This is a genomic window from Streptomyces sp. C36, from assembly GCF_040932295.1.
Taxonomy (GTDB): domain Bacteria; phylum Actinomycetota; class Actinomycetes; order Streptomycetales; family Streptomycetaceae; genus Streptomyces; species Streptomyces triculaminicus.
In genome coordinates this window covers 127,873-153,301 of the sequence record NZ_JBFQGI010000011.1, presented here as the reverse complement: position 1 = coordinate 153,301, position 25,429 = coordinate 127,873, and the positions used below count along the sequence as shown (strand labels likewise).

General features: G+C 71.0%; 25 protein-coding genes. 10 read left to right on the top strand and 15 right to left on the bottom strand.

Features of this window, described 5'->3' with window-relative positions; translation table 11 throughout:
• The first annotated feature begins 17 nt into the window (after nt 1–17).
• Nucleotides 18–1,793, top strand: coding sequence for an LCP family protein (locus AB4K12_RS28945; RefSeq protein WP_368437508.1), 1,776 nt, complete (start codon nt 18–20; stop codon nt 1,791–1,793).
• Nucleotides 1,794–1,891: 98 nt separating this feature from the next.
• Nucleotides 1,892–3,643: an LCP family protein gene (locus AB4K12_RS28940; RefSeq protein WP_368437506.1), complete on the top strand. Its 1,752-nt coding sequence runs from the start codon at nt 1,892–1,894 to the stop codon at nt 3,641–3,643.
• A gap of 124 nt (nt 3,644–3,767) precedes the next feature.
• Here AB4K12_RS28940 and AB4K12_RS28935 read toward each other — a convergent pair whose 3' ends face one another.
• A complete protein-coding gene (locus AB4K12_RS28935) occupies nt 3,768–4,784 on the bottom strand; it encodes a glycosyltransferase family 2 protein (protein WP_086573393.1) in 1,017 nt (338 codons plus the stop codon).
• Between the two features lie 293 nt (nt 4,785–5,077).
• Here AB4K12_RS28935 and AB4K12_RS28930 point away from each other — a divergent pair, with 293 nt between their 5' ends.
• Entirely contained in the window at nt 5,078–6,490 is a 1,413-nt protein-coding gene (locus AB4K12_RS28930; RefSeq protein WP_368437555.1) for an LCP family protein, read from the top strand.
• A gap of 19 nt (nt 6,491–6,509) precedes the next feature.
• Here AB4K12_RS28930 and AB4K12_RS28925 read toward each other — a convergent pair whose 3' ends face one another.
• The gene (locus AB4K12_RS28925; protein ID WP_368437504.1) at nt 6,510–7,058 is read right to left on the bottom strand and encodes an acyl-CoA thioesterase; all 549 of its coding nucleotides are present in this window, start codon (nt 7,056–7,058) and stop codon (nt 6,510–6,512) included.
• A gap of 121 nt (nt 7,059–7,179) precedes the next feature.
• On the opposite strand from AB4K12_RS28925, the gene AB4K12_RS28920 reads away from it, so the two are divergent.
• Entirely contained in the window at nt 7,180–8,457 is a 1,278-nt protein-coding gene (locus AB4K12_RS28920; protein WP_368437502.1) for an LCP family protein, read from the top strand.
• A 30-nt stretch (nt 8,458–8,487) separates the two neighbouring features.
• On the opposite strand, the gene AB4K12_RS28915 is transcribed toward AB4K12_RS28920, so the two are convergent.
• The 4 genes from AB4K12_RS28915 to AB4K12_RS28900 all read right to left on the bottom strand — a co-directional run bounded on the left by AB4K12_RS28915 (nt 8,488) and on the right by AB4K12_RS28900 (nt 11,031).
• The gene (locus AB4K12_RS28915; protein ID WP_368437500.1) at nt 8,488–9,282 is read right to left on the bottom strand and encodes a VOC family protein; all 795 of its coding nucleotides are present in this window, start codon (nt 9,280–9,282) and stop codon (nt 8,488–8,490) included.
• A 144-nt stretch (nt 9,283–9,426) separates the two neighbouring features.
• The gene (locus AB4K12_RS28910) at nt 9,427–10,275 is read right to left on the bottom strand and encodes a helix-turn-helix domain-containing protein (RefSeq protein ID WP_368437498.1); all 849 of its coding nucleotides are present in this window, start codon (nt 10,273–10,275) and stop codon (nt 9,427–9,429) included.
• Between the two features lie 14 nt (nt 10,276–10,289).
• Entirely contained in the window at nt 10,290–10,805 is a 516-nt protein-coding gene (locus AB4K12_RS28905; RefSeq protein ID WP_368437496.1) for a DUF6879 family protein, read from the bottom strand.
• Nucleotides 10,777–11,031 (bottom strand): hypothetical protein, encoded by a 255-nt coding sequence (locus tag AB4K12_RS28900; RefSeq protein WP_368437494.1) that lies wholly within the window; start codon nt 11,029–11,031, stop codon nt 10,777–10,779. Before AB4K12_RS28900 ends, AB4K12_RS28905 begins: the two co-directional genes overlap by 29 nt.
• Before the next feature lie 183 nt (nt 11,032–11,214).
• Here AB4K12_RS28900 and AB4K12_RS28895 point away from each other — a divergent pair, with 183 nt between their 5' ends.
• The 3 genes from AB4K12_RS28895 (at nt 11,215) to AB4K12_RS28885 (ending at nt 12,049) form a co-directional block, all read left to right on the top strand.
• A complete protein-coding gene (locus AB4K12_RS28895; RefSeq protein WP_368437492.1) occupies nt 11,215–11,520 on the top strand; it encodes a hypothetical protein in 306 nt (101 codons plus the stop codon).
• A complete protein-coding gene (locus AB4K12_RS28890) occupies nt 11,517–11,741 on the top strand; it encodes a hypothetical protein (RefSeq protein WP_368437490.1) in 225 nt (74 codons plus the stop codon). The genes AB4K12_RS28895 and AB4K12_RS28890 overlap by 4 nt, the downstream gene beginning before the upstream one ends.
• 119 nt (nt 11,742–11,860) lie before the next feature.
• Complete coding sequence (locus tag AB4K12_RS28885; protein ID WP_368437488.1) at nt 11,861–12,049, top strand: hypothetical protein; 189 nt, start codon at nt 11,861–11,863, stop codon at nt 12,047–12,049.
• Between the two features lie 64 nt (nt 12,050–12,113).
• On the opposite strand, the gene AB4K12_RS28880 is transcribed toward AB4K12_RS28885, so the two are convergent.
• Nucleotides 12,114–13,271, bottom strand: coding sequence for an acyl-CoA dehydrogenase family protein (locus AB4K12_RS28880; protein WP_368437486.1), 1,158 nt, complete (start codon nt 13,269–13,271; stop codon nt 12,114–12,116).
• A 220-nt stretch (nt 13,272–13,491) separates the two neighbouring features.
• On the opposite strand from AB4K12_RS28880, the gene AB4K12_RS28875 reads away from it, so the two are divergent.
• Nucleotides 13,492–14,832 (top strand): UDP-glucose/GDP-mannose dehydrogenase family protein, encoded by a 1,341-nt coding sequence (locus AB4K12_RS28875; RefSeq protein ID WP_368437484.1) that lies wholly within the window; start codon nt 13,492–13,494, stop codon nt 14,830–14,832.
• A 120-nt stretch (nt 14,833–14,952) separates the two neighbouring features.
• On the opposite strand, the gene AB4K12_RS28870 is transcribed toward AB4K12_RS28875, so the two are convergent.
• Genes AB4K12_RS28870 through AB4K12_RS28860 form a run of 3 tightly spaced genes read right to left on the bottom strand, consistent with a single transcriptional unit; the run spans nt 14,953 to nt 17,821 of the window.
• Nucleotides 14,953–16,161, bottom strand: a complete 1,209-nt coding sequence (locus AB4K12_RS28870) for a dipeptidase (RefSeq protein ID WP_368437482.1) — start codon at nt 16,159–16,161, stop codon at nt 14,953–14,955.
• A 5-nt stretch (nt 16,162–16,166) separates the two neighbouring features.
• Nucleotides 16,167–16,706 carry a 5-(carboxyamino)imidazole ribonucleotide mutase gene (gene purE, locus AB4K12_RS28865; RefSeq protein WP_368437481.1) on the bottom strand — a complete coding sequence of 180 codons (540 nt, stop codon included), beginning with the start codon at nt 16,704–16,706 and terminating at the stop codon, nt 16,167–16,169.
• Nucleotides 16,703–17,821, bottom strand: a complete 1,119-nt coding sequence (locus tag AB4K12_RS28860) for a 5-(carboxyamino)imidazole ribonucleotide synthase (RefSeq protein ID WP_362259559.1) — start codon at nt 17,819–17,821, stop codon at nt 16,703–16,705. The genes purE and AB4K12_RS28860 overlap by 4 nt, the downstream gene beginning before the upstream one ends.
• A 209-nt stretch (nt 17,822–18,030) precedes the next feature.
• Here AB4K12_RS28860 and AB4K12_RS28855 point away from each other — a divergent pair, with 209 nt between their 5' ends.
• Nucleotides 18,031–18,540 carry a GtrA family protein gene (locus AB4K12_RS28855; protein WP_368437479.1) on the top strand — a complete coding sequence of 170 codons (510 nt, stop codon included), beginning with the start codon at nt 18,031–18,033 and terminating at the stop codon, nt 18,538–18,540.
• Nucleotides 18,541–18,592: 52 nt separating this feature from the next.
• Here AB4K12_RS28855 and AB4K12_RS28850 read toward each other — a convergent pair whose 3' ends face one another.
• Together AB4K12_RS28850 and AB4K12_RS28845 are read right to left on the bottom strand one after the other, a co-directional pair.
• Nucleotides 18,593–19,837, bottom strand: a complete 1,245-nt coding sequence (locus AB4K12_RS28850) for an ATP-binding protein (RefSeq protein ID WP_368437478.1) — start codon at nt 19,835–19,837, stop codon at nt 18,593–18,595.
• A gap of 37 nt (nt 19,838–19,874) precedes the next feature.
• The gene (locus AB4K12_RS28845) at nt 19,875–20,555 is read right to left on the bottom strand and encodes a response regulator transcription factor (RefSeq protein WP_086568235.1); all 681 of its coding nucleotides are present in this window, start codon (nt 20,553–20,555) and stop codon (nt 19,875–19,877) included.
• 468 nt (nt 20,556–21,023) lie between these two features.
• Here AB4K12_RS28845 and AB4K12_RS28840 point away from each other — a divergent pair, with 468 nt between their 5' ends.
• Complete coding sequence (locus AB4K12_RS28840) at nt 21,024–22,556, top strand: peptide MFS transporter (protein WP_368437476.1); 1,533 nt, start codon at nt 21,024–21,026, stop codon at nt 22,554–22,556.
• Nucleotides 22,557–22,655: 99 nt separating this feature from the next.
• On the opposite strand, the gene AB4K12_RS28835 is transcribed toward AB4K12_RS28840, so the two are convergent.
• Genes AB4K12_RS28835 through AB4K12_RS28825 form a run of 3 tightly spaced genes read right to left on the bottom strand, consistent with a single transcriptional unit; the run spans nt 22,656 to nt 25,340 of the window.
• Nucleotides 22,656–23,591, bottom strand: coding sequence for a hypothetical protein (locus AB4K12_RS28835; protein ID WP_368437553.1), 936 nt, complete (start codon nt 23,589–23,591; stop codon nt 22,656–22,658).
• 41 nt (nt 23,592–23,632) lie between these two features.
• Nucleotides 23,633–24,481, bottom strand: coding sequence for a hypothetical protein (locus tag AB4K12_RS28830; RefSeq protein WP_368437474.1), 849 nt, complete (start codon nt 24,479–24,481; stop codon nt 23,633–23,635).
• Between the two features lie 37 nt (nt 24,482–24,518).
• Nucleotides 24,519–25,340 carry an LPXTG cell wall anchor domain-containing protein gene (locus AB4K12_RS28825; protein WP_368437472.1) on the bottom strand — a complete coding sequence of 274 codons (822 nt, stop codon included), beginning with the start codon at nt 25,338–25,340 and terminating at the stop codon, nt 24,519–24,521.
• Between the last annotated feature and the right edge of the window lie 89 nt (nt 25,341–25,429).

Genomic DNA, 25,429 nt, shown 5'->3' with positions numbered 1-25,429 from the left:
GGAGGATTCAAGCGACCGTGGACGCGCAAGGCCGTGGGCGAGCGGGCGATATCGACCCCGCCGACCAGTGGGTGTTCGACCCCAAAACCGGCAGCTACGAGCTGCGCCTGGACCATGCCGGGGAGCCGGTGACACCGGCCGGACACACCCCTGCCGCGACACCGTCGCCCGGGCCCGGGAAGCGGGCCGCCGCGTCGGCCGCGCCCCGGCCCAAGCCGAAGCCCAAGCCGGGCGCCGGCGGGGGTGGCGGCCGGGCCGTGCCCGGACAGCGGAGCACCGGCGGCCGCCGGGCCGCGGCCAAGGCCGCGGCGACGGGACGCCGTAAACCCAAGCCGAAGAAGTCGGGCAAGAAGAAGGCCCTGATGTGGACCGGCGGCACGGTCGGCGTGGTGCTGGTCGTGGCCACGGTGGGCGGCTACCTGCTCTACCAGCACCTGAACAACAACATCGACAAGGTCGACGTCGGCATCAACAACGGAGCCGTCACCAAGGGCCCGGTGAACATCCTGGTCATCGGCACCGACAAGCGCTCCGGCAAGGGCAACACCGGCTACGGCGACGCCGGCAGCGTCGGACACGCCGACACCACCCTGCTCTTCCATGTCTCTGAGGACCGTACGAACGCCACCGCGCTGTCGATCCCGCGCGACATGATCACGGACATCCCGGACTGCCCCACCAAGCAGAAGAACGGCTCCACCAAGACCATCCCCGGCTCCAAGGGCGTCCGCTTCAACGAGAGCCTGGGCCAGGAGGACCGTGACCCCGGCTGCACCTGGCGGACCGTGGAGCAGCTGACGAAGCTGAAGGTCACTCACTTCATGATGGCCGACTTCAACGCCGTCAAGGAGCTGTCCTCGGCCGTCGGCGGTGTTGAGGTCTGTGTGGCCAAGGACATCAACGACGCCGACTCGCACCTGAAGATGAGCAAGGGCCGGCACACCGTCGAGGGCGAGGACGCGCTGGCGTTCGTGCGCACGCGGCACTCGGTGGGCTTCGGCGGCGACCTCAGCCGGATCGAGCTGCAGCAGCAGTTCCTCAGCTCCATGATCCGGAAGATGAAGTCCGGTGACACCCTCACCAACCCCAAGAAGCTCTACGAGCTCAGCGACGCCGCGACGAACTCCCTCACCGTCGACACCGGCATAGGCTCCATCACCAAGCTGACCTCGCTGGCCAAGGAGCTCAGCAAGGTCAACACCAAGAACATCACCTTCGCCACCGTGCCCGTCCTCGACAACCCGGCCGAGGGCAAGGACCACAAGACGGTCGTTCTGGACAAGTCGAAGGCCGAGCCGCTCTTCGCCATGGTCCGCCAGGACGTCTCCCTCACCGAGGTGAAGGAGAAGGAGGAGAAGGCCCAGGAGGAGGCGGACGCCAAGCAGGCGGCCCTGCTCAAGGGGACGCGCGCCGCGCCCGCGACCGTACGCGTCAAGGTGCTCAACGGCAGCGGGCGGATGGGCGCCGCCGGGGAGACCGTCGCCTGGATGCAGAACTCCAAGGGCATGCGCCGCACCAGCAACGGCGGCAACGCCTCCGGCGGCAAGAAGGACAAGACGGTCCTGGAGTTCGCCCCCAACCAGGCCGACCAGGCCCGCCGGCTGGCCGACGAGATGGGCCTGCCCGTCGACGCCCTGAAGCAGGGCTCGAGCAACGCGGCGCCCACCGCGGAGATGACGCTGATCCTCGGCGAGGACTTCAAGGGCGCCGGAACCCCGGTCTCCGCCCCCAAGAAGGCCCCGGAGGGCATTCAGAAGGTCGAAGCGGACGACAAGAACATCTGCGCCAAGTGAACCCCCCTGCCGGGCTTTCGCATCTCATTACGCAGTAATACTCATCAGGTACGACATGCCTGCCCATCGGGCCGGACGCACCATTCAGGGGAGGCCCGATGCGGCAGAGCAGCGGCGTGCAGGAAGAGCAGGCCGCGCAGTCCAAGGACGGCAAGGCCAAGGGCGACACGCCCAAGGCCGAGGAGTCCGAGGACACGAAGGACGCCGACGGATCCATAGCCGGCGGCCGGCGCCGCCGCATCGGGCGCATAGCCCGCTGGGCGGCGCTCGGCCTGGCCGTGCTCGTCCTCGGCGTCTCCGCCGCTGGGTACTTCTACTACGAGCACCTCAACGGGAACATCAGGAAGAACAAGCTCAACCTCGGCGACAAGCAGCTCGACCGCAGCGCCGCCAACGCCGACGGCCAGCGTCCCCTCAACATCCTGCTGCTGGGCTCCGACAGCCGCAACAGCAAGGCGAACCAGGACCTCGGCGGCGCCCGCGACGACGCCGACCGGCCCCCGCTGGCCGATGTGCAGATGCTGGTGCACGTCTCGGCCGACCGCAGCAACATGTCGGTCATCAGCGTCCCCCGCGACACCCGGGTGACGATCCCCAAGTGCACCGACCCCGAGAACGGCAAGGTCTACCGCGGGACCAACGGCCAGATCATCAACACCAGCCTGGGCAACGGCGGCCCCGGCTGCACCGTGGCCACCTGGGAAGAGCTCACCGGCATCCCCGTCGACCACTTCATGATGATCGACTTCGCGGGCGTGGTGAGCATGGCCGACGCCGTCGGCGGCGTGCCCGTCTGCGTCGACAGCAACATCTACGACGACAAGTCCGGCCTGCGCCTGCTCAAGGGCAGCCGCACGGTCAAGGGCGAGCAGGCCCTGCAGTGGCTGCGCACCCGGCACGGCTTCGAGGACGGCAGCGACATCGGCCGTACCCACGCCCAGCACATGTACATGAACGCGATGGTCCGTCAGCTGAAGTCCGGCACCAAGCTCTCCGACCCCGGCCAGCTCACCGACCTCGCCGAAGCCGCCACCAAGGCGCTCACGGTCGACAAGGACCTCGGCTCGGTCAAGAAGCTCTACAACCTCGCCGACGACATCAAGCGCGTGCCCTCCGGCCGGATCACCATGACGACCATGCCCTGGGTCTCCGACCCGCAGAACCCGGACGCGCATGTGATCCCCAAGCCCGGCGACGCCGACAAGCTCTTCTCCCTGGTCCGCAACGACATCGCGCTGGACGGCAAGGACAAGAAGAAGGACCCGAAGTCCCTGCCCTCCGCGCCCCCGGCCGCACCGAAGAAGGACATCGCGGTCACCGTGTTCAACGGCACGGGCACCGTCGTGGAGCCGCCGGTCACCGGCCGTGGCTCGGACATCGCCTCGTTCCTGGTCAAGCAGGGCTTCGCCAAGGTCACCTCCGACTCCACGCCGCGCGCCCAGGCCGACACCACGCTCACCTACCCGCGGGCGACCCAGCGCGGCGACGCCCTCGCCGTGGCCAAGGCCCTGGGCCTGCCGGAGACGGCGGTACGGCACTCCCCCGAGGTCCAGCAGATCACCCTGGTCATCGGCGGCGACTGGAAGGGCGGCACGTCCTATCCCAAGGACGGCGGCGAGGACGAGAGCACGGACCCCTCCTCCACGCCCTCCGCGAAGGACGGCAAGGACGGCAAGGGCGCCGGGGACGAGAAGACCGGACAGGACGGCAAGGCCGGCAAGGACGGGCAGAAGGACGACGGCAAGGGCACGAAGAAGCCCGACGACAACAAGGCCCCCGAGAGCTCGGACCCGCTCAACGGCGACGACAAGACGGCCTGCATGAAGGTCAACCCGCTCAACCGCTTCTGAGCGGGGCCGCTTCCGAGCGGGGCCGCTTCCGAGCGGGGCCGCTTCCGCTTCCGAGCGGCGCCCGTGAACGCGTCGGGGCCCGCGGCCGGTACGGCCACGGGCCCCGATGGGCGTCGTACGCCCGTCAGCTCGTCCGGACCGCCGGGCGGCGGCTGGCGATGACCTTCTTCGCCAGCGAGCGGGGGCTGGTCAGGAAGCCGAAGCCCCACGACATGTGCATCGTGGCCAGCGCCACCGGGATGCGCGCCCGGGCCGCGAGGGGCAGGCCCTTGCCCGCGGGCACCGAGCCGGCCGTGATGGCCGCCAGGTAGCCGGCCGGAACGATCAGGCCCCACGGGGTGACCGTGGCGCCGGCCACCAGGCCGGCCGCGATCGCGACCACGGCGGTGGGGGCGGCGAGGTAGCGCAGGTTGATCGAGCCCTGGTGGTAGCGGGCGACGACGTGCCGCCAGCGGCCGTAGTCCTTGTACTGCTTGGCGAGCGCCTTGACGTTCGGGCGCGGCCGGTAGGAGACCAGCAGCTCGGGCGAGAACCAGATCAGCCCGCCGGCCTCCCGGATACGGAAGTTCAGCTCCCAGTCCTGGGCGCGGATGAACTCCTCGTTGTAGCCGCCCTGCGTCTCCAGCGCCTCACGGCGGAAGACGCCCAGATAGACGGTCTCGGCCGGGCCGGCCGCGCCGCCGGTGTGGAAGGCCGCGTTGCCCACGCCGACCTTGGACGTCATGGCGGCGGCCACGGCCCGCTCCCAGGAGTTCTCGCCCTCGGCGTGCATGATGCCGCCCACGTTCTGGGCGCCGGTCTCCTCCAGCAGCCGCACCGCCGTCGCGATGTAGTTCGGCGAGAGCATCCCGTGGCCGTCGACGCGTACCACGATCGGGTGACGTGATGCCTTGATCGCGGCATTGAGCGCGGCAGGGGTGCGACCGGTGGGATTCGGCACGGTATGGACCCTGGAGTCCTCCCGGACGAGCTCCGCGGCGATCTCGTCCGTACGGTCCGTGGACGGACCGAGGGCGATGACCACCTCCAGTTCACCGGCATACTCCTGCTCCAGGATGTGCCGCACGGAGGTGCGCAGATGCCGCTCTTCATTGAGCACCGGCATGATCACGGAAACGGCTGGCGGCTGCTGATCGTGCATGGTTCCTCGGGGGTACGGGGGTCGGGGTCACCCCGCGGCGGACGGCTGGTTCGTCGGTCTCCCCGGCCACGTTACCGCCAATGGGGGACACGCTTCCGCCCCGGCCGGGTGGCGGGGCCGCCGGCGACGGCGTGGGGCCGCAGACAGATCATCGTATTGGCCTACCGTGTTCCCGGTCTCTCCCCCGTCAGGGACCCGATCGTCGCGGAGGTCTCGCAGTGACCGCACCGACCCGCTCCCCCCGGCCGCGCCCGAACCCGCGCCCCTCCCCCGCCGGCCGCCCCCGCTGGGGCATGCGACTGGCCACGGGCGCCGCCGTGGCGGTGCTGGGCGCGGGCGGCATCGGGCACGCGGTGGTCCATGGCATCGAGGGCAACATCGGCCGGGTGGACCCCTTCGAGGGCCTGTCGAACCGGCCCGGCAGCGGGCGGGGCATGAACGTCCTGCTCGTCGGCACGGACGGCCGCGACAAGATCACTAAGCGGGACCGCGACCGCTACCACCTCGGCGGCGCCCCCTGTCACTGCACCGACACGATGATGCTGGTGCACCTGTCCGCCGACCGCGACCGGGCCACCGTGGTCGGCCTGCCCCGCGACACCTACACCGAGATCCCCGAGCACCCCGACGGCACGGGCCGCACCCGCCCCGCGCACCCCCTCAAGCTCAACGCCGCCTACGCCGAGGGCGGGCCCAGCCTGACCGTACGCTCCGTCGAACGCCTGACCGGCGTGCACGTCGACCACTACATGGAGGTCGACTTCAGCAGCTTCATGGAGACCGTCGACGCGGTGGGCGGGGTGCAGGTGTGCACCGTGCGGCCGCTCAGGGACGCCTACACCGGCCTGAACCTCCCGGCCGGCACCAGCACCCTCGACGGCGGCAAGGCCCTGCAGTACGTCCGCTCCCGGCACCTGGACGGCGCCGCCGACCTGGGCCGGATGCAGCGGCAGCAACGGTTCCTCGCCTCGCTCATCCACAAGGTGGCCGACGGCGGGGTGCTGCTCAACCCGGTGAAGTTCCAGGAGGTGTCCTCGGCCGTGGTCGGCTCGGTCCGCGCCGACCGGGGCTTCGGCAGCGACGACCTCGTCGAGCTCGGCCGGGCGCTGCGGAACCTGACCCCGGCGTCCGCCGAGTTCACCTCCGTACCGATCGCCACCGCGAACTTCCCCGTCCCCGGCATCGGCTCGACCGTGAAGTGGGACGAGCCGGCCGCCGGCAAGCTCTTCCAGGCCCTGCGCGAGGACCGCCCGGTCAACACCGCCCCGCACGCCCCGCACCGGGCGCAGGACGCCAAGCCGCCCGGCGGCCCCGGCCCGCGGGCGAGGACGGTGGACGTGGCGCCCGAGCAGGTCAAGGTGCAGGTCCTCAACGGCAGCGGCCGTGACGGCCTCGCCCGCTCGACCGACCTGGCGTTGCGCGCCACCGGCTTCGTCACCACCGGCTCGCCCGTCGACGCCCCGCGCGTGGTGCGGCACACCGTGATCACCTACGACCCGCGCTGGGACCGCTCGGTCCGCTCGGTGGCGGCCGCGCTGCCGAACGCCGAGCTGCGGCCCGTCCCCGGGCAGGGGCCGGTGATGAAGGTGATCCTGGGGAAGGACTTCACCGAGGTGCGCCCGGTGCGCGCCGAGACCCCGCCGCAGCAGGCCGGGGGCATCCCGGTGGTCACCGGGGACCAGGTGGTCTGCCCGGAGCAGGGGTAGCGGGTGGCGGAGGGCGGCCTCAGTCCTCGATGCCCTCGGCGGCCCGCCGCTCGCGCAGCTCCACGATCGCGCGCCGCCGGGCGAGCCGGTGCGTACGCCGGATCTGCGCCTCCTGGTAGCGCCGGCGGTCGCGCTCGGTCTCGGGCAGCACCTCGGGGACGCGCCGGGGCTTGCCCTCCCCGTCGACGGCGGCGAAGACAAGGTAGGCGCTGCCGACCTGGACGGCGGGCGTGGACTCGTTCCAGCGTTCGGCGAGCACCCGCACGCCGATCTCCATCGAGGACCGCCCGGTCCAGTTGACCTGCGCCTTCACATGGACGAGGTCACCGACGCGGACCGGCTCGAGGAAGGCCATCTCGTCCATCGAGGCGGTGACCGCGGGGCCGCCGGAGTGCCGCCCGGCCACGGCGCCCGCGACGTCGTCCACCAGCTTCATGATCACACCGCCGTGCACGGTCCCCAGCAGATTGGTGTCATGGGCGGTCATGATGTGGGAGAGCGTCGTACGGGAAGCCGAGGTGGGCTTGCCGGATATGTCCGCCTCCGGGCTCCGGTCCTGATTGGTCATGCCCACCACTGTATGCGGGGCCCGGGGCGGCGGCCGGGTTTGCATCAGCTCTGCAACAGCACCGCCACGGTCCCGTCCTCACCCTGCGGGTCGGCTGCCCCCACAAGGCACACTCGATGACATGAACGATTGGCCCGAAGGGCGGACCCCCGGCCGCCGCGACCGGTACGGGGCCGGCAGCACCAGTGCCGAGCCGGAGAGCGCCCGTCCCCTGCCGCACGTCCGGCGCGACGGCCCCCCGCCGCAGTACCGGCCGCCCCAGGGCTACGACTCCCCCGGCGCCCTGCGGAACGACGCGGGCGGTGACGGATACAACACCGGACAGGTCTACGGGCACGGAGGCGGCGCCTCCGGCGGCACCGGCGGGCCCGCCGGACGCGGCCGGGCGCCGCGCGCGGGCGCACCGGACTGGCGCAAGCGCGCCAAGATCGGGGCGATCGCCCTCGTCGCCACGCTGCTGGCCGTCGGCGGCGGCACGTACTTCTGGGCCGACGGAAAGATGCGCCGCGAGGTCGACCTGGGTCAGGTCAAGGACCGCCCGCAGGCCGGCGAGGGCACGAACTACCTGATCGTCGGCTCCGACAGCCGCGAAGGCCTGTCGGACCAGGACAAGAAGGACCTCCACACCGGGTCGGCCGAGGGCAAGCGCACCGACTCGATGATGATCCTGCACACCGGCGACAACGGCACCACGATGCTCAGCCTGCCGCGCGACTCCTATGTGACGATCCCCGCCTTCACCGGCAAGGAGTCCGGCAAACACTTCCCGGCCGCCACCCACAAGCTCAACCAGGCCTACGCGGACGGCGGCGCCGAGCTGCTGACGCAGACCGTCGAGTACAACACCGGCCTGCGCATCGACCACTACGCCGAGATCGGCTTCGGCGGCTTCCGCAACCTCGTCGACGCGCTCGGCGGGGTGGAGATGTGCCTGGACAAGCCGCTGAAGGACCGGGACTCGGGCGCGGACTTCAAGGCGGGCTGCCAGGAGCTCAACGGCGCCCAGTCGCTGGCGTTCGTCCGCCAGCGCCACCAGGAGGCCGACCAGGACCTGGGCCGGATGCGCAACCAGCAGAAGTTCCTGAACACCCTCGCCAAGCAGGCCGCCTCGCCCACCACGGTCCTCAACCCCTTCCGCCTCTACCCCGTCATCGGCTCCGGGCTCGACACCCTCATCGTCGACAAGGACATGGGCCTGTGGGACCTGATGGACATGTTCTGGGCGATGAAGGGCGTCACCGGCGGGGACGGACAGCAGACGACCGTGCCGATCGCCAACCCCAACCTCCCCACCCGCACCGACGGGGTGGCCGTGAAGTGGGACATGACCAAGGCGAAGCAGCTCTTCGGCCAGCTGCGCGACGACAAGAAGGTCACCGTCACCGGCGGGTCGCAGTGACCCGCCGATGACGCCGCGCGGGGCCGGCCGTCAGCCGGCCTCGGGCGACGGCCCCGTCGCGTTGATGAGGGCGAACACCGCTCCCTGCGGGTCCTGCACGACCGCCATGCGGCCCGCCACCATGTCGAACGGCGGCTTGAGGACGTTGCCGCCGGCCTTGACCAGCGCGTCGACGGTGCTGTCGGTGTCGTCGACGGAGAAGTACGTCAGCCAGTGCGACGGCGACCCGGGCGGGGACTTCTCCAGGTCCTGCATGCCGCCGACCACCCGGCCCTTGGCCTTGAGGGCGAAGTAGCCGGGGGCCTCCTCCATGGGCTCGGTCGTCACGTCCAGGGCCTCCGAGTAGAAGGCGGCGGCCGTGTTGGGGTCGGCGGTGTTCAGCTCGTTCCACACCACCGAGCCCGGCTCGTTGACGACCTGCGAGCCGATGAACTCCCCGGCCTGCCAGATCCCGAACACCGCGCCCGTGGAATCGGCCACGACGGCCATCCGCCCGAGCGCGAGCACGTCCATCGGGCCCGCCAGCGACGTGCCGCCGCTGCTCGTGATCTTGTCGACGGCGCCGTCGGCGTCGCCGACGGCGAGGTAGGTGGTCCACGCGGGCGGCGGCTTGGAGCCGCCCTCCTGGGCCATCGAGGTCATGATCCCGGCGACGGCCTTGCCGTTGAGACTGCAGACCGCGTACCCGCCGGTCTCCGGCGGCCCGGGCTCGCCCTGCCAGCCGAAGAGGTCCCGGTAGAAGTCGAGCGCCTCCCGCTGGTCGGGAACCACCAGATCCACCCAGCAGGGCGTGCCGGGGGTGTAGGGCTTGGTTACCTCGGGCATGACGCGGGCCTCCCTGGCAGTACGGACTTACCCCCGACCACCTTCACCCGCCGTGCGGCGGCCCGCCACCGGGAGACGACGAACGGCCCCCGGGGGCCGTTTCGTCGCCGTGATCACCTGCGGCAGAGGCGCCGCCATCGCTGGTCAGCCCAGGGATGCCACCGCTTCCGCGATGAGGGCGCGGGCCGCCGCTCCCCTTACGGCCTGCTGCGAGAGACCTTCGAAGGCACGGGCGTACAGCTCGACCTGGCTGGGCTGTGTGAGCGTGGAAGCGGCATCCAGCGTGTCCGCGTGCACCCTGCCTTCATCGAAGATCGTGAAGGTCGGCATGGGCCACACGGTCCGTTGTGTCGAGAACGGGACGATGCCCACGGCGACGTTCTGAAGGTCCATGGCCCCGAGCAAGTGGCCGAGCTGTGCCGCCATGGTTTCAGCGCTGCACGGCCGGTACCGCAAGACCGACTCCTCCAGCACGAATGAGAACCGGTGTGCACCACTGGTCAGCACCGCGTTACGTCTCATGCGGGCCTCCACGGCATCGCTCACATCATCCGGAGTGCCCCGGAAACCCGCGATGGACGACAGTAGAGCAGCGGCGTATCCGGAGCTCTGGAGAAAACCGGGGATCACGTCGGAGACATAGACCCGGAAGGTCTTGGTTCGTCGGTACAGGTCCCCGGTGGACTCCTGCAGGCGCCGGAGACCGGTCCGCTGGAGGCGCTTCCACTGCACATGAGCATCTGCGGACTGCCTGTTTGCCGCGATCAAGTCAGGCGCCTGATCGCCGGAGGCGCAGGCCCGGCACCACGCTCGGATGTCCGTATCGGAGGGAGGCGTCTTGGCGTTCTCGATCCGGGACGACTTCGACTCCGACCAACCACACCTGACGGCCAGCTCCCGTCCGCTGATCCCCGCGTCCTTCCGAATCTCGCGCAGACGCCCTGCAAGATCCTCGCGTGCCTTCTGGACGCGTGAAGAGGGGTGCGGGGGCATGGAGCCGGCTTTCCTCAGACCTGGTACCGGTGGTGCGGGATCGCTCGCTCCCAAACCGCTTCGAAGGCGGTGGAGCACAGCTTCACGGCTTCCGCGTCCCCCGTGATCTCGTCCTCCACCACCGCGCCGTCACCTGAGAAGTGGTGCACCCGGAGCAGCGCATCGTCGAACAGCCAGAAGTCATTCCCCGGCAGGGCGATGGCCGTGGCCAGCCGCCGTGGCAGCCAGCGGACCTCCTCACCGGCCGTGACGTTGGCATGAGTGACGTAGTGCTCCCACCGGATGTAGTCCGATACCGGCTCGGAGATCACCCGAGCCCTGCGGATCACCACGCCCCTGGACACGGTGTCCGCGATCAGCTGGTCATAGGGATGCCACCAGGACTCGCGATCCTCCCAATCGATCCGCTCGCCACGCTTCCACGCCTCGAACCGGTCCGTGGCAGCGTATGAGTCACGAAGTTCCAGGTGGACGGCGGATCGCCGACACTGGCCAAGCAGCTCAGCGAAGCTGGGCACGCTCGACGGCATCACACGCCTCCCTGATCATCGGAATCATGCGGGCCGGGATCCTGACGATGGCCTCGTTGTCAGGCACCGGACCGTTTGCAGGGCTGGTTCCTTCGCACTCCGCCTGAGTCTCCAGGGTCGGCCGCCACCCCTGCAGCAAGATCTCCTGAGCTTCCGCGTCCGCCCACACGGTGGGGCAGTGGTCCCGGTCGGTGTTGGGGTCGATCCCAACGAACTCAACGGCCATGGCGGGCTCCCCGGTCTAGGTACTTGCTCGGGCTTGCATCAGCTTCTTCGACCTGGAGAGATGGCGTCAATACCGCCATGAGTCACGCCAATTCGCGTGCAAGCTCATGCAAGTTTGTGGAGCCCGACGCTCCCCGGTTCCTACGGTCGTCGCATCGACGTGGAATCGATCAGGAGGGCAGCCATGGTGGGTGGCAGCGAGGCGCACGACATCGGACCGGCTGACCACATGAGCAGCGGGGAAGCGAGGCACTTCCTGTCGCAGCTCTCCGGGGCCTTCGGCGTCGGCGGGGTGTTGCTGGTGAGTAAGGCCGATGCGGGCGGTCCCGAGGGTGGCAGCCTCGCCCCGAGCGATGGCCTGGAGTGGCCTAGATGTGAATGCGGCAGTCCGCGGTGCCCGGACGGCAAAGCCCCAGCGGTGCGGCCGACCGAGGAGCTGACCGCCAAGGTCGCAGAAGCCAACCGGCGAAGCCGCAGGGGTGGGCTGTGAGCGTCAAGGCAACCATGCGGTACGTGGTGCACCGGATCACCGAGCACCCCGATACGGACGTGACCTTTGAGGCCGAGTGCCTGCACTGCAAGTGGAAAGCGACGCCTGCCGAGGACTCGGCGGCCGTCGATGTGGAGTGCATGAGCCACACGGGCAGGGCCGGTCACGCTGGTTTTCGGCGCATCCGTACGTCGTTCGCGATGGTGGTTCGCGCCGAGTAGAGACCCTCGCCCTGATGGTGGACCCCTGGACAGGCCGAGTCGCCGGGGCGGGCTGCACGACGGCACAGGGACGGCTCTCTGTGCTCTGGCGACGAGGACCGCGAAGGGAAGTAACGCCCGTGATCCACGGCGAGCACCTGGCGAAGGACCTGCGGCGCGATCACGGCTTCGTTCACGTCGGACGCACCGGGGACGGTAACGCCGTGGTCATGCGCAAGGGCGAGAGGTGGACCGTGGTCCCCCTCCGCTGGCTCACCGAGGAGGCTGTCGACACCATCAAGACCCAAGCCGGAATCGGCCTCGCGTGAGCGTCCAGTGACACAGCCCCCGGCGCCACGCCGGGGGCTGTCTCCTCTGACCTGCGAGAACGACTTACGGGAGGTTGCGGGCCATGACGATCCGCTGGACCTGGTTCGTGCCTTCGTAGATCTGCGTGATCTTGGCGTCGCGCATCATGCGCTCCACCGGGTAGTCACGGGTGTAGCCGTAGCCGCCGAGGAGCTGGACGGCGTCCGTGGTGACCTCCATCGCGACGTCCGACGCGAAGCACTTCGCGGCGGCGCCCAGGTAGGTGAGGTCGGCGTCGAGGCGCTCCGAGGCGGCGGCGGCCTGGTAGGTCAGGGCGCGGGCCGCGGAGATCTTCATGGCCATGTCGGCGAGCATGAACTGGACGCCCTGGAAGTCGCCGATCGGCTTGCCGAACTGCTTGCGCTCCTGGACGTAGCCCTTGGCGTAGTCCAGGGCGCCCTGGGCGATGCCCAGCGCCTGGGCGGCGATGGTGATGCGGGTGTGGTCCAGGGTCTTCATCGCGGTGGCGAAGCCCGTGCCCTCCGCGCCGATCATGCGGTCGGCGGGGATGCGGACGTTGTCGAGGTAGACCTCGCGGGTCGGCGAGCCCTTGATGCCGAGCTTCTTCTCCGGGGCGCCGAAGGAGACGCCCTCGTCGGCCTTCTCGACGACGAAGGCGGAGATGCCCTTGGAGCGCTTCTCCGGGTCGGTGACGGCCATGACCGTGTAGAAGTCGCTGACGCCGGCGTTGGTGATCCAGCGCTTGACGCCGTTGAGGACCCAGAAGTCGCCGTCGCGGACGGCCTTGGTCTTCATGCCGGCCGCGTCGGAGCCCGCGTCGGGCTCGCTGAGGCAGTACGAGAACATCGAGTCGCCCTTGGCGAGCGGGCTCAGGTACTTCTTCTTCAGCTCCTCGGAGCCGGAGAGCGCGACCGGCAGCGAGCCGAGCTTGTTGACCGCCGGGATCAGCGAGGAGGAGGCGCACACGCGGGCGACCTCCTCGATCACGATGACCGTGGCGAGGGCGTCCGCACCGGCGCCGCCGAAGGCCTCCGGTACGTGCACCGCGTGCAGGTCGGCCGCGACGAGCGCGTCGAGCGCCTCCTGCGGGAAGCGGCCCTCCTCGTCCACCTCGGCGGCGAACGGTGCGATCTTCGCCTCGGCGAGCGAGCGCACGACCTTTCGGAGCTCGTCGTGCTCCTCGGACGGCCGGTACAGGTCGAAGTCCTTGTTTCCCGCCAAGGCGTACTCCCCAGAGAGTTAACTACTGTTTAGTAACCACGATTCTAGGGTCGCGGCCCCGGCCGGGGATACGTGAGCTTGCCGACAACGGGTGATCACCCGGGATTCTTCCCGGCCGGGCCCCGACTATGCTCGGGCAACGCAATCCGGCCCGGCGGCCTTATAAAGGCAGAAGGTCCTCGAGGACCGCCGGCCACCCCGTCAGCACCTGGAGCACCGCATGGCCCTCAAGATCACCGTGATCGGCACCGGTTACCTCGGCGCCACCCACGCCGCGGCCATGGCCGAGCTCGGGTTCGAGGTGCTGGGCCTGGACGTGGTGCCCGAGAAGATCGAGACGCTCTCGCGCGGCGAGGTCCCGATGTACGAGCCGGGGCTGGAGGAGCTGCTGCGCAAGCACGTCGCCGGCATCGAGGGCTCCACCGGACGGCTGCGCTTCACCACCTCCTGGGAGGAGGTCGGCGAGTTCGGCGATGTGCACTTCGTCTGTGTGAACACCCCGCAGAAGCACGGCGAGTACGCCTGCGACATGTCGTACGTCGAGAGCGCGTTCGCCTCCCTGGCCCCGCAGCTGCGCCGCCCGGCGCTGGTCGTCGGCAAGTCGACCGTCCCGGTGGGCAGCGCGGCGCACCTCGCGGACCTGCTGACGCGGCTGGCGCCCGCGGGCGCGGACGTCGAGCTGGCCTGGAACCCGGAGTTCCTGCGGGAGGGCTTCGCCGTCCAGGACACGCTGCACCCCGACCGCATCGTCGTGGGCGTGGCGGGCGAGCGCGCCGAGAAGCTGCTGCGCGAGGTGTACGCCACGCCGGTCGGCGAGGGCTCCCCGTTCGTGGTGGCCGACTATCCGACGGCCGAGCTGGTCAAGACCGCCGCCAACTCCTTCCTCGCCACGAAGATCTCCTTCATCAACGCCATGGCCGAGGTCTGCGAGGCCGCGGACGGCGACGTGGTGAAGCTGGCGGAGGCCATCGGGCACGACGAGCGCATCGGCAAGAAGTTCCTGCGGGCCGGCATCGGCTTCGGCGGTGGCTGCCTGCCGAAGGACATCCGGGCCTTCATGGCCCGCGCCGGGGAGCTCGGGGCCGACCAGGCGCTGACGTTCCTGCGCGAGGTCGACTCCATCAACATGCGGCGCCGCAGCCACATGATCGAGCTGGCCCGCGAGAGCGTGGGCGGCAGCTTCCTCGGCCGGCGGGTGGCCGTGCTCGGCGCGACGTTCAAGCCGGACTCGGACGACGTCCGCGACTCCCCCGCGCTCAACGTCGCCGGTCAGATCCACCTGCAGGGCGGCCAGGTGACGGTGTACGACCCCAAGGGCATGGACAACGCCCGCCGCCTCTTCCCCACCCTGGCCTACGCGCCGAGCGCCCTGGAGGCGTGCCGCGGGGCGGAGGTGGTGCTGCACCTGACGGAGTGGTCGGAGTTCCGGGAGCTGGACCCGGAGCGGCTGGGCGAGGTCGTCGCGGCCCGCCGGGTGCTGGACGGCCGTAACGCCCTGGACGCCGCCGCCTGGCGGGAGGCCGGCTGGGTCTTCCGCGCGATGGGCCGGCCCCGGGCGTAGTCCCCGCCGTCGCCGCGACGGCCGGGCCGTCGCGGCGGGCGTCACCGGGTGGATCGACGGGTGCCGGGCCGGGTCGGGCGCCAGGTCAGGCGCCAGGTCGGGCGCCAGGTCGGGCGCCGGTCAGGCGTCGGTGCCGTCCAGCTGGTCGATCGTGGCGATGGACGGGCCGCGCGTCGCGGACAGCTCCCGTGCCACGTCCTCCGCGGCCCGCAGCACGCGCACCGCGTTCTGCCAGGTCAGCTTCGCCAGGTCCGCCTCGGACCAGCCGCGCCGCAGCAGTTCGGCGATCAGGTTGGGGTAGCCGGAGACGTCCGGCAGGCCGTCGGGGGTGAAGGCCGTGCCGTCGTAGTCGCCGCCGAGGCCGATGTGGTCGACGCCGGCGACCTCGCGCATGTGGTCGAGGTGGTCGGCGACGGTGGCGGTGGAGGCCCGCGGGCGCGGGTTGGCCTCCTCGAAGGCGTGGTGGACGGCCATCGCCTCGGGGGTGGTGTCGAGGGCGTGGAGGCCGTGCGCGCGCATGTTCTCGTCGGCCGCCCGCATCCAGACCCCGGCCTCCGGCAGGATGAACTTGGGCACGAACGTCGCCATGGCCAGGCCGCCGTTCGCGGCGAGCGAGCCGAGCACGTCGTCCGGGATGTTGCGGGGGTGGTCGCAGACGCCACGCGCCGAGGAGTGGGAGAAGATCACCGGTGCCTCGGTGACGCGCAGGGCGTCCCGCATGGTGTCGTCGGCGACGTGGGAGAGGTCGACGAGCATGCCGACGCGGTTCATCTCGCGGACGACCTCCTCGCCGAAGCGGGTGAGCCCGCCCACCGCCGGTACGTCCGTCGCCGAGTCCGCCCACGGGATGTTGTCGTTGTGGGTGAGGGTCATATAGCGGACGCCCAGCCGGTGCAGGGCGCGCAGCGTGGCGAGCGAGCAGTTGATGCTGTGGCCGCCCTCGGCGCCCATGAGGGAGGCGATGCGGCCCTCGGCCCGGGCCGCCTCCATGTCGTCGGCGGTGAACGCCAGGCGCAGGTCGGCGGGGTGGCGCTCGGCCAGCCGCCGGACCACGTCGATCTGCTCGAGGGTGGCGCTGACCGCGTCGTCGCCGGCCATGTCGGTGCGTACGAAGACGGACCAGAACTGGGCGCCGACGCCGCCGGCGCGCAGCCGGGGCAGGTCGGTGTGCAGGCCCGCGGCGCTCTGGTCGACGGCGATGTCGCAGCGGTCGAGGTCGTAGCGGACGTTCTGGCGCAGCGCCCAGGGGAGGTCGTTGTGGCCGTCGACGACGGGGTGGTCGGCGAGGAGCTCGCGGGCGCGGGCCAGGGTCGCGTCCGTCCGGCTCACGGCGCTCACTTCCCGAAGCCGAAGCCGGCGGCGCCCTGGACCTTGGCGCGCAGCCGCCGGCCCTTCTCGGTGGCCTGTTCGTTGAGCTCGTCCTGGAAGGTGCGCATGCGCGCGAGCAGGTCCTCGTCGTGCGCGGCGAGCATGCGGACGGCCAGCAGACCGGCGTTGCGCGCGCCCGCCACGGAGACGGTGGCGACGGGCACCCCGGCCGGCATCTGCACGATGGACAGCAGGGAGTCCATGCCGTCGAGGTACTTCAGCGGTACGGGCACGCCGATCACCGGCAGCGGGGTGACGGAGGCGAGCATGCCGGGGAGGTGGGCGGCGCCGCCCGCTCCGGCGATGATCGCCTTGAGGCCGCGGCCCGCGGCCCGCTCCCCGTACTCGACCATCTCGCGCGGCATGCGGTGCGCGGAGACGACGTCGACCTCGTAGGGGATCTCGAACTCGTCCAGGGCCTTGGCGGCGGCTTCCATGACGGGCCAGTCGGAGTCCGAGCCCATGACGATGCCGATGAGGGGGGTCGCCCCGGCAGCTGCGGTCATTCCGTGATCGTTCCTCGCAGGTATCCGGCGGCGTGGCTCGCGCGCTCGCGCACATCCGCCAGGTCGTCGCCGTAGGTGTTGACGTGTCCGACCTTGCGGCCGGGCTTGACGTCCTTGCCGTACATATGGATCTTCAGGCCCGGGTCGCGTGCCATGCAATGGAGGTACGCGTAATACATGTCCGGATAGTCGCCGCCGAGAACATTGGCCATCACGGTCCACTTGGCGCGCGGCCGCGGGTCGCCCAGCGGCAGGTCCAGCACGGCCCGGACGTGGTTGGCGAACTGCGAGGTGATCGCGCCGTCCTGGGTCCAGTGGCCGGAGTTGTGCGGGCGCATCGCCAGCTCGTTGACGAGCACCCGGCCGTCGCGGGTCTCGAACAGCTCCACCGCCAGGTGGCCGACCACGCCCAGTTCCTTGGCCACCCTGAGGGCGAGCTGCTGGGCGTGCGCGGACTGCTCCTCGGAGAGCCCGGGGGCGGGGGCGATGACGGTGTCGCAGACGCCGTCGACCTGGACGGACTCGACGACGGGGTACGAGACTGCCTGGCCGTGGGGGGAGCGCACGACGTTGGCGGCGAGCTCGCGGACGAAGTCGACCTTCTCCTCCGCGAGGACGGGCACGCCCGCCCGGAAGGGCTCCTCGGCCTCCTTCGCGGAGCGCACGACCCAGACGCCCTTGCCGTCGTAGCCGCCGCGCACGGTCTTGAGGACGACGGGGAAACCGTCGCCTTCCGCCGCGAAGCGTTCGACGTCGGCGGGGTCCGCCACGATGCGGTGCCGGGGGCAGGGCACCCCGATCTCCATGAGCTTCGCCCGCATCACGCCCTTGTCCTGGGCGTGCACGAGGGCGTCGGGCCCGGGCCGGACGGGGATGCCGTCCGCCTCCAGGGCCCTCAGGTGCTCGGTGGGCACATGCTCGTGATCGAAGGTGATCACATCGCAGCCTCGTGCGAAAGCACGAAGGGTGTCCAGGTCGCGGTAGTCGCCGATGACGACATCGCTGACCACCTGGGCCGCCGAGTCCTGTGGGGTATCGCTGAGCAGCTTGAACCTGATGCCGAGGGGGATGCCCGCCTCGTGGGTCATACGGGCGAGCTGGCCGCCGCCGACCATGCCGACTACCGGGAACGTCACGCCCCCAGGGTATCCGTACGCACGAACCATCCCTACCGCCTATGGATGTTCCTCCAAGTCCGGAGGGTTTCGCTCCCCCTACGATTCGCCGACGAAGGGGTGTCGATAAGGACCGAAAAGCGCGCCTTCGCCGTTCGTTCACCGACTCTCCAGGTCGGCCGCCCGGGCCGCTGGTTAGCATGAACGTCATGACTCAACGGCGCACAGTGCGTTCCCGGCTGGAGCGGCTGGCCCGCGAAATCGCGAAGTTCGGCGCTGTGGGCGCCATCGGCTTCGTGGTCAACCTCATCGTCTTCAACATCTGTGTCCACGGCTTCGGCCTCGCCGTGGTGCGCTCCGGCGTCATCGCCACGGCCGTCGCCATCGCCACCAACTACGTCGGCAACCGCTACTGGACCTACCGCGACACCGACAAGAGCGGGCGCAGCCGTGAGCTCTCGCTGTTCCTGCTCTTCAGCGGCATCGGCCTGGTGATCGAGAACGGCATCCTGGCCCTCTCCCACTACGGCCTGGGCCTGACCTCCTCGCTCGCGGACAACATCGCCAAGAACGTGATCGGCCTCGGCATCGGCACGGTCTTCCGCTTCTGGTCCTACCGGACCTGGGTGTTCCAGACGCCGCCGGCCCACGAGGCCGTCCAGACCGCCGAATCGTTCCTGGCCGACGCCAGGCCGCAGCGCGTGGACGCGGGTAAGTAGGGGACGCGGGTAAGTAGGGGTCGTACGCCCCTCGGGCGGCGGCCCGCCCGGCCTAGAAGTCCGCTTCCGCTTCTCTGCTGAGGAACAGCGCGAACACCGGCGGGTGCTGCTGCAGCAGCTCCAGCCGGCCCCCGTCCGCCTCCGCCAGGTCGCGCGCGAGGGCCAGCCCCAGGCCCGTGGAGTTACGGCCGCTGACCGTCCGCTCGAAGACCCGTGCCCCCAGGTCGGCCGGCACGCCCGGCCCCTCGTCGGAGACCTCGACCACCGCCTGGTTGCCGGTGACGCGGGTACGGATCGCCACCGTGCCGTCGCCGTGCATCAGCGAGTTCTCGATCAGCGTCGCCAGCACCTGCGAGACCGCGCCGGGGGTGCCCACGGCCCGCAGCCCCTGCTTGCCGGAGCGCACCAGGGCCCGGCCCGCCGTGCGGGTGGCGGGCCGCCACTCCTCGATCTGCTGCTTGACGACCTCGTCGAGGTCGAAGGTGACCGCGGAGCCCGTCTGTGGGTCTCGGGAGTTGGTCAGCAGCCGCTGGACGACGTCGGTGAGCCGCTCCACCTGCGCGAGGGCGATCGCGGCCTCCTCCTTGACCGTGTCGAGGTCGTCGGTGACCGTGATCTCCTCCAGCCGCATCGACAGCGCGGTCAGCGGCGTCCGCAGCTGGTGCGAGGCGTCGGCGGCCAGCCGCCGCTCCGCCGTGAGCATCCGGGCGATGCGCTCGGCGCTGGCGTCCAGGACGTCGGCCACCCGGTCCAGCTCCGGCACGCCGTAGCGGCGGTGCCGGGGGCGGGGGTCGCCGGAGCCGAGCCGCTCGGCGGTCTCGGCGAGGTCGGTGAGCGGGGCGGTGAGCCGGTTGGCCTGGCGCACCGCCAGGAAGACGGCCGCGACCACGGCCAGCAGGGCCACCGCGAGGATCACCAGCAGGGTGCGGCCGACCTCGCGGCTGACCGTGGAGCGGGACTCCTCGACGCGGACGGTCTCGCCCTGCTCGCCCTTCTGGGTCGCGGTGATGACCCCGCCCTCGGGCCGGCTGCCGATCTCGATCGACTGCCGGCCGGGGATGTCGATGCGCGCGTACCGCTCAGGGGTGATCTGCTCGCGCAGCACCTCCGACTCCACGCGCTCGCCGCCCGCCAGCCGGCTGTCGACGATGCTCACCAGGCGCACGGCCTCGGACTGCACGCTCTCCTGGGCGCTGCTCTCGATCGTGCGGGTCTCGACGATGACCAGCGAGATGCCGAAGACGGCGATCACGACGAGGACGACGGCGAGCGTGGAGTTGATCAGTCGGCGGCGCACGGTGCCTGTCTCTTCTTTCCGAGGCCCTGAGAGAGCCTCAGCTCTTCTCGAAGCGGAAGCCGACACCCCGGACGGTGGCGATGTAGCGCGGGTTGGCGGCGTCGTCCCCGAGCTTCTTGCGCAGCCAGGAGATGTGCATGTCCAGGGTCTTGGTGGAGGACCACCAGGTGGTGTCCCAGACCTCGCGCATCAGCTGGTCGCGGGTGACGACCCGGCCGGCGTCGCGCACCAGCACCCGCAGCAGGTCGAATTCCTTCGCGGTCAGCTGCAGTTCCTCGTCGCCCATCCAGGCGCGGTGCGACTCGACGTCAATGCGCACGCCATGGGTGGCCGGCGGCTGCTGGTGACTGTCGGCGGTGCCGCGCCGCAGCAGGGCCCGTACGCGGGCGAGGAGTTCGGCGAGCCGGAAGGGCTTGGTGACGTAGTCGTCGGCGCCGGCGTCCAGGCCGACCACGGTGTCCACCTCGTCGGCGCGGGCCGTGAGCACCAGTACGGGGAAGCCGTGACCCTCCGTGCGGAGTCTGCGGCAGACCTCCAGACCGTCCATACCGGGCAGCCCGAGGTCGAGGACGAGCAGGTCCACGCCTCCCTGAAGGCCGGCGTCCAGCGCCGTGGGCCCGTCTTCGCGTACCTCCACCTCGTACCCTTCGCGACGCAAAGCGCGTGCGAGCGGCTCCGAGATGGAAGCGTCATCCTCGGCGAGCAGTACTCGGGTCATGCAGAGATGGTAGTCCGCTCGGGCGCACGTCAGAGGTGTGCGGAGGGCTACCTAGGGCAACACTTCACCGAAAGTGCTATCACCTTCGAATATGCATAAACGGTTCCGGAAAACCGTGTGATCCATGTCTCAACGGCTTTCATTACGGGGCAGGGTGTGACGTATGGTGACCCGACGTCTGTAGCACTACCGAGGGACCTTCGGCTTGTCCGACGCGCCGAAGGTCTCTGTTGTGCGCAGGGCTGGACCCCCAGTCTTGTTTCACAGTGAATGACCTGTCGGCCGGGTCCGTCGCGCGAAGGTGCGCGGGGGCGTGGATCCCGGTCTACGGCCGTCCTGCCGGCTCTCCGCAATCCGTGGGGCCGAACCCCTCGGGCGTGGGGGCGGACGGCGCGTAGCCGGTGCCGGCCAACCCCCACCCGGGCGCACACTCGCTCCACCGCGCGTCCCGAGACACAAGGATTGACCATGGCGTCCAGCCTGACGAAGGACGAGGCGGAGCGGGAGAAGACCTCTCCGGCCTCCGACACGAGGTTCTTCGGCCACCCCATCGGCCTGGCCCCCCTCTTCCTGACGGAGATGTGGGAGCGCTTCAGCTACTACGGCATGCGCGCCCTTCTCGTCGTGTACCTGATCGCCGGCGGCCCGGACGCCAAGCCCGACAGCCAGGGCGGCGGTCTGGCGATGCCCGAGGCCAGCTCGGTCGCGATCTACTCCGTCTATGTGGCGATGGTGTACCTGCTCGCCATGCCCGGCGGCTGGTTCGGCGACCGCGTCTGGGGACCGCGCAAGACGGTCACCATCGCGGCCAGCACGATCATGGTGGGCCACCTGGCGCTGGCCATCCCCGGCAAGCCCTCCTTCTTCGCGGGCCTGGCGCTCGTGGCGATCGGCTCGGGTCTGCTGAAGGCCAACATCTCGACGATGGTCGGCCACCTGTACGACGGTCCCCAGGACCCGCGCCGGGACGGCGGCTTCACGCTCTTCTACATCGGCATCAACCTCGGTGCCTTCTTCTCGCCGCTGGTCATCGGCACCATCGGCCAGGAGGTCAACTGGCACCTCGGCTTCAGCATCGCCGCCGCCGGTATGGCCATCGGCCTGGCGTGCTTCCTGTGGGGCACCCGCCACCTGAACCCGAAGAGCAGCGTCGTTCCCAAGCCGCTGACGGCCGCCGAGAAGAAGTCGACGCTCACCAAGGGCCTGGTCTGGCTCGCCATCGCGGCGGTCTTCTACGGCATCGTGGGCGGCACCGGCCACTTCACCCTGAACTGGGCGCTGATCCCGATCACGCTCGCCGGTCTGATCATCCCGATCACCGTGCTCTTCCGCATCAAGCGGGACAAGGAGCTCTCGGCGACCGAGCAGACCAGGGTCAGCGGCTACATCTGGTTCTTCGTCGCCGCCGCCGTGTTCTGGATGATCTTCGACCAGGCGGGCTCGACGATGTCGACCTTCGCCGAGAAGAAGACCGCGGACAACGTCTTCGGCTTCGGCTTCCCCTCCACCTGGTTCCAGTCGGTCAACCCGCTGTGGGTCATGGCCCTGGCCCCGGTCTTCGCCTGGCTGTGGCTGTGGCTGTCCCGCCGCGACCGCGAGCCGAGCACCACGGTGAAGTTCGCGATCGCCATGGTCGTCATCGGCGCCTCGTTCTTCGTCTTCGCCGTCCCGATGGGGATGGCCGGCGACGGCACCAAGGTCAGCCCGGCCTGGCTGCTGATGATCTACATGATCCAGACCATCGGCGAGCTGTGCCTCTCCCCGGTCGGCCTCTCGCTCACCACGAAGATGGCGCCGCAGAAGTACGCCAGCCAGATGATGGGCGTGTGGTTCCTCGCCGTCACCGCCGGTGACTGCACCACGGGTCTGCTCTCCATCGCGGAGGTGGACCTCAACGGCACCGGCATGATCCTGCTGCAGGCGGCGCTCGCCGCGCTCGCGGGTGTCGCGGTGTGGATGTACCGCAAGAAGATCGAGGCCCTGATGGGCGACGTGCACTGACGCCGACCCGATCGGCCCGTACATGAGAAGTGCCCCCGGCGCGAGGACGCGCCGGGGGCACTTCTGTTTTCCCCTCTTTCCCCTCTTTTCTCGCACCCCCTACCCCGCGCCCTCGCGCCCCTCGGGCGGCCCGGCGCGCGGGTCCGCCGTCGGGGTGAACCAGGGCAGGGAGGGGGCGGCCGCTCCCGTGCTCTTCTCCGCCTCCGGCGCTCCTCCGGGCGTACGCGGCCGGACCCGGTCCACGACCGCCATGCCGGCGCGGAAGACGGCCAGCGGGACCACCACGCCCAGCAGGATCCAGAAGAGCGTCACGCCCCAGGGGCGGCCGACGGCCCACGGCTGCTCGACCAGCGTCCTGCCGCCGTACGCCAGCGAGACGGTGTAGTCGCCGTACGCGCCCGCCGGCAGCTCCACCTCCAGCGCCACCCGCTCCCTGCTCCCGGCCGCCACCGTCCCGCGCCAGGGCCGCTCCTCCCAGGAGGGGGCGAGCACGCCGCGCGCCACCCCGACCCGGAAGACCGGATCCCTGGCGGGGGCGGGGCCCAGATTGGCGACGGTGACGACCAGGCGGCGCCCGGCCGGCGCGCCGAACCACGTCAGCAGCCCGCTCGAGCCCTCCAGGCCCGCGTCCAGCACGCTCAGCCGCTCACCGCCCGGCTGCTCGGGCAGCGCGGCCACCGGGTGGCCCGTGACGGCCAGCGGCGCGTCCGCCGCCGCCGCGTCGCCCGTGACGGTCGCCACGTGCACGACGCACGGGCACGGCATGGGCGGGGCCACGACCGGAAGGTCCCGGCGGAAGGTGCCGTCGGGGGCGGTCGTCACGGCCCGGCCGTCGGCGTTCGCGCAGGCGTTCGTTCCTCCGATCATGTTCTGCCCGCACAGCAGGAGCGTGAGCAGGGCCCCCGGACGCCAGCCGGCACCCGTCACGGTGACGGTGCCGCCCCGGGGTGCCTCACCGCGGTCCACGGCGACCGTGGGCGCTCGGGGCGGCGGCGCGGCCGCCACCGGTGCCGCCGTGGGCAGGGCCGGCAGCAGCGCCGCCAGGACGGCCGCGGGCCACGCCCGGACGCCGCCGCTCACGTGGAGCTCCCGCGGCGCCGCAGGAGCCGACGGGCCACGGCCGCGGCTGCCAGGGCGCCGAGCCCGGCCAGGGCCGGGCCGAGCCACGGCAGCGGGGCGTACGAGCCCGAGGCGGCGGCCCGGGTGCCGTCCGGGGCCGTGGCCGTGACGCGGACCGCCGCCCGGTCCAGGCGCGGGGCCCCGGGCCAGCGTTCCTCCAGCCGTACGCTCCGGCCCGGTGGCAGCCGGTCGGGCACCCCGCTCGCCGGCCGGCTCAGCAACTCCCCGAACAGGCCCTCGGCGCGGATGGTCAGGCGCGGGGCGAGCGCGGTGTTGCCGCGGTTGACCAGGGCGTAGCGGATCACCGCGCTCCGGCCCGTACCGCTGACCCGCACGTGCTCGACCGACAGCGCGGACAGCGCCGGGCCGCCGACCCGTACGGCCATCGGCACCCGGACCCACCGGCCGCCCCCGGAGACGACCACGGCCGCGGAGTGGTCACCGGGCGGGGTGCCCGCCGGGACGGTCACGGTGAGGGGGACGTCCGCGCGGGTGCGGGGCGGTACGTCCACCCGGCGGGCGGCCAGGGAGATCCACGGGCCCGTGCCGCGCAGCTCGACGGTGTGCGGCCGGTCGCCGGGGTTGCGGACCGACAGCTTGTCCTCGAGGACCGTGCCCGGCGTGCCCTCGAGGTAGAAGGCCGAACGGCTCTCCTGCGGGCCGCGTCCGCCCCCGCCGCCGCCCTTGGCGCCGGGTACGGGCGCCGCCGTCCACGGCGCCGCGTCCGCGGCGGCCGGGACCGGCGGCGCGGCGAGGACGGCGAGGGCGGCGAGGAGCGGGGCGGCGGCACGGGTGCGGGGCGTCATCGGCGGCTCCCTGTGCGGTGGCGTGGGCGTACGGCGGTCAGCCGGCGGTGCGCCGCCTCCGGGTGAGCCAGAGGGTGCCGGCGACGCCCGCGAGGAGCACGGTGCCGCCGAGGGTTCCCAGCGCGATGGCGGAGTCGGATGGCCCGGTCTGCGGGAGCTGGCCGCCGCCGGTGGCCGAGGAGCCGCCGGTGGCCGAGCCGCCGGTCGAGCCGGCCGTGGTGCCGCCGCCGGTCGTGGTTCCGCCGCCCGTGGTGCCGCCGGTCGAACCCTCGGTCGAGCCGCCGGTGGAGCCGGCCGTCGAACCTCCTGTGGATCCGCTGGTGGATCCACCCGTCGTGCCTCCCGGCGCCTTGACCTCGAGGGTCAGGGAGGGCTTGGGGTTGTTGCTGGGGTTGCAGGTGGTCGTGGTGCCCAGGGCGAGGATGGTGAGGGTGCCCGCGGTGAAGGTGACCTGACCGGCCTTCTTGGGGGTGTAGGTCCCCGAGAGGTCACTGATCTTGATGGGCGTGTTGGCCGGAATCGGCGCGTCGTTGGCGGGCCCGGAGACCGCCACCGTGCCGGAGTCCGCGCCGCCGAGCTTGATCACGGCACTTGGCCGCATCGCGCCCTTGCCGAGCTCGACGGGGCTGGAGGAGACGCCCTTCTGGAAGGACATGGTGAGTTTGTACGTGTCGCCGCTCGCCACGGCCTTGATGTCGATGGGCGAGACGGCGCTCTTGTCACCGATCGGGGTCTTGCAGGCGTAGTTGACGTCGACGACCTCGGCGTGCGCGACCGGCGCGACCAGCAGGACCGCGCCCGCGGCCAGGGTCGCCGAGACCGTGAGCGCGCCGGCGCGCCGCGCGGAACGGCGTGACATGGGGGACACCTGGGGCTCCCTTCGCATCCGGTGCCGCCACCGAAGAAAACTGACGACACATCAGATCGGACGCCGAAGGTACGCCCGGG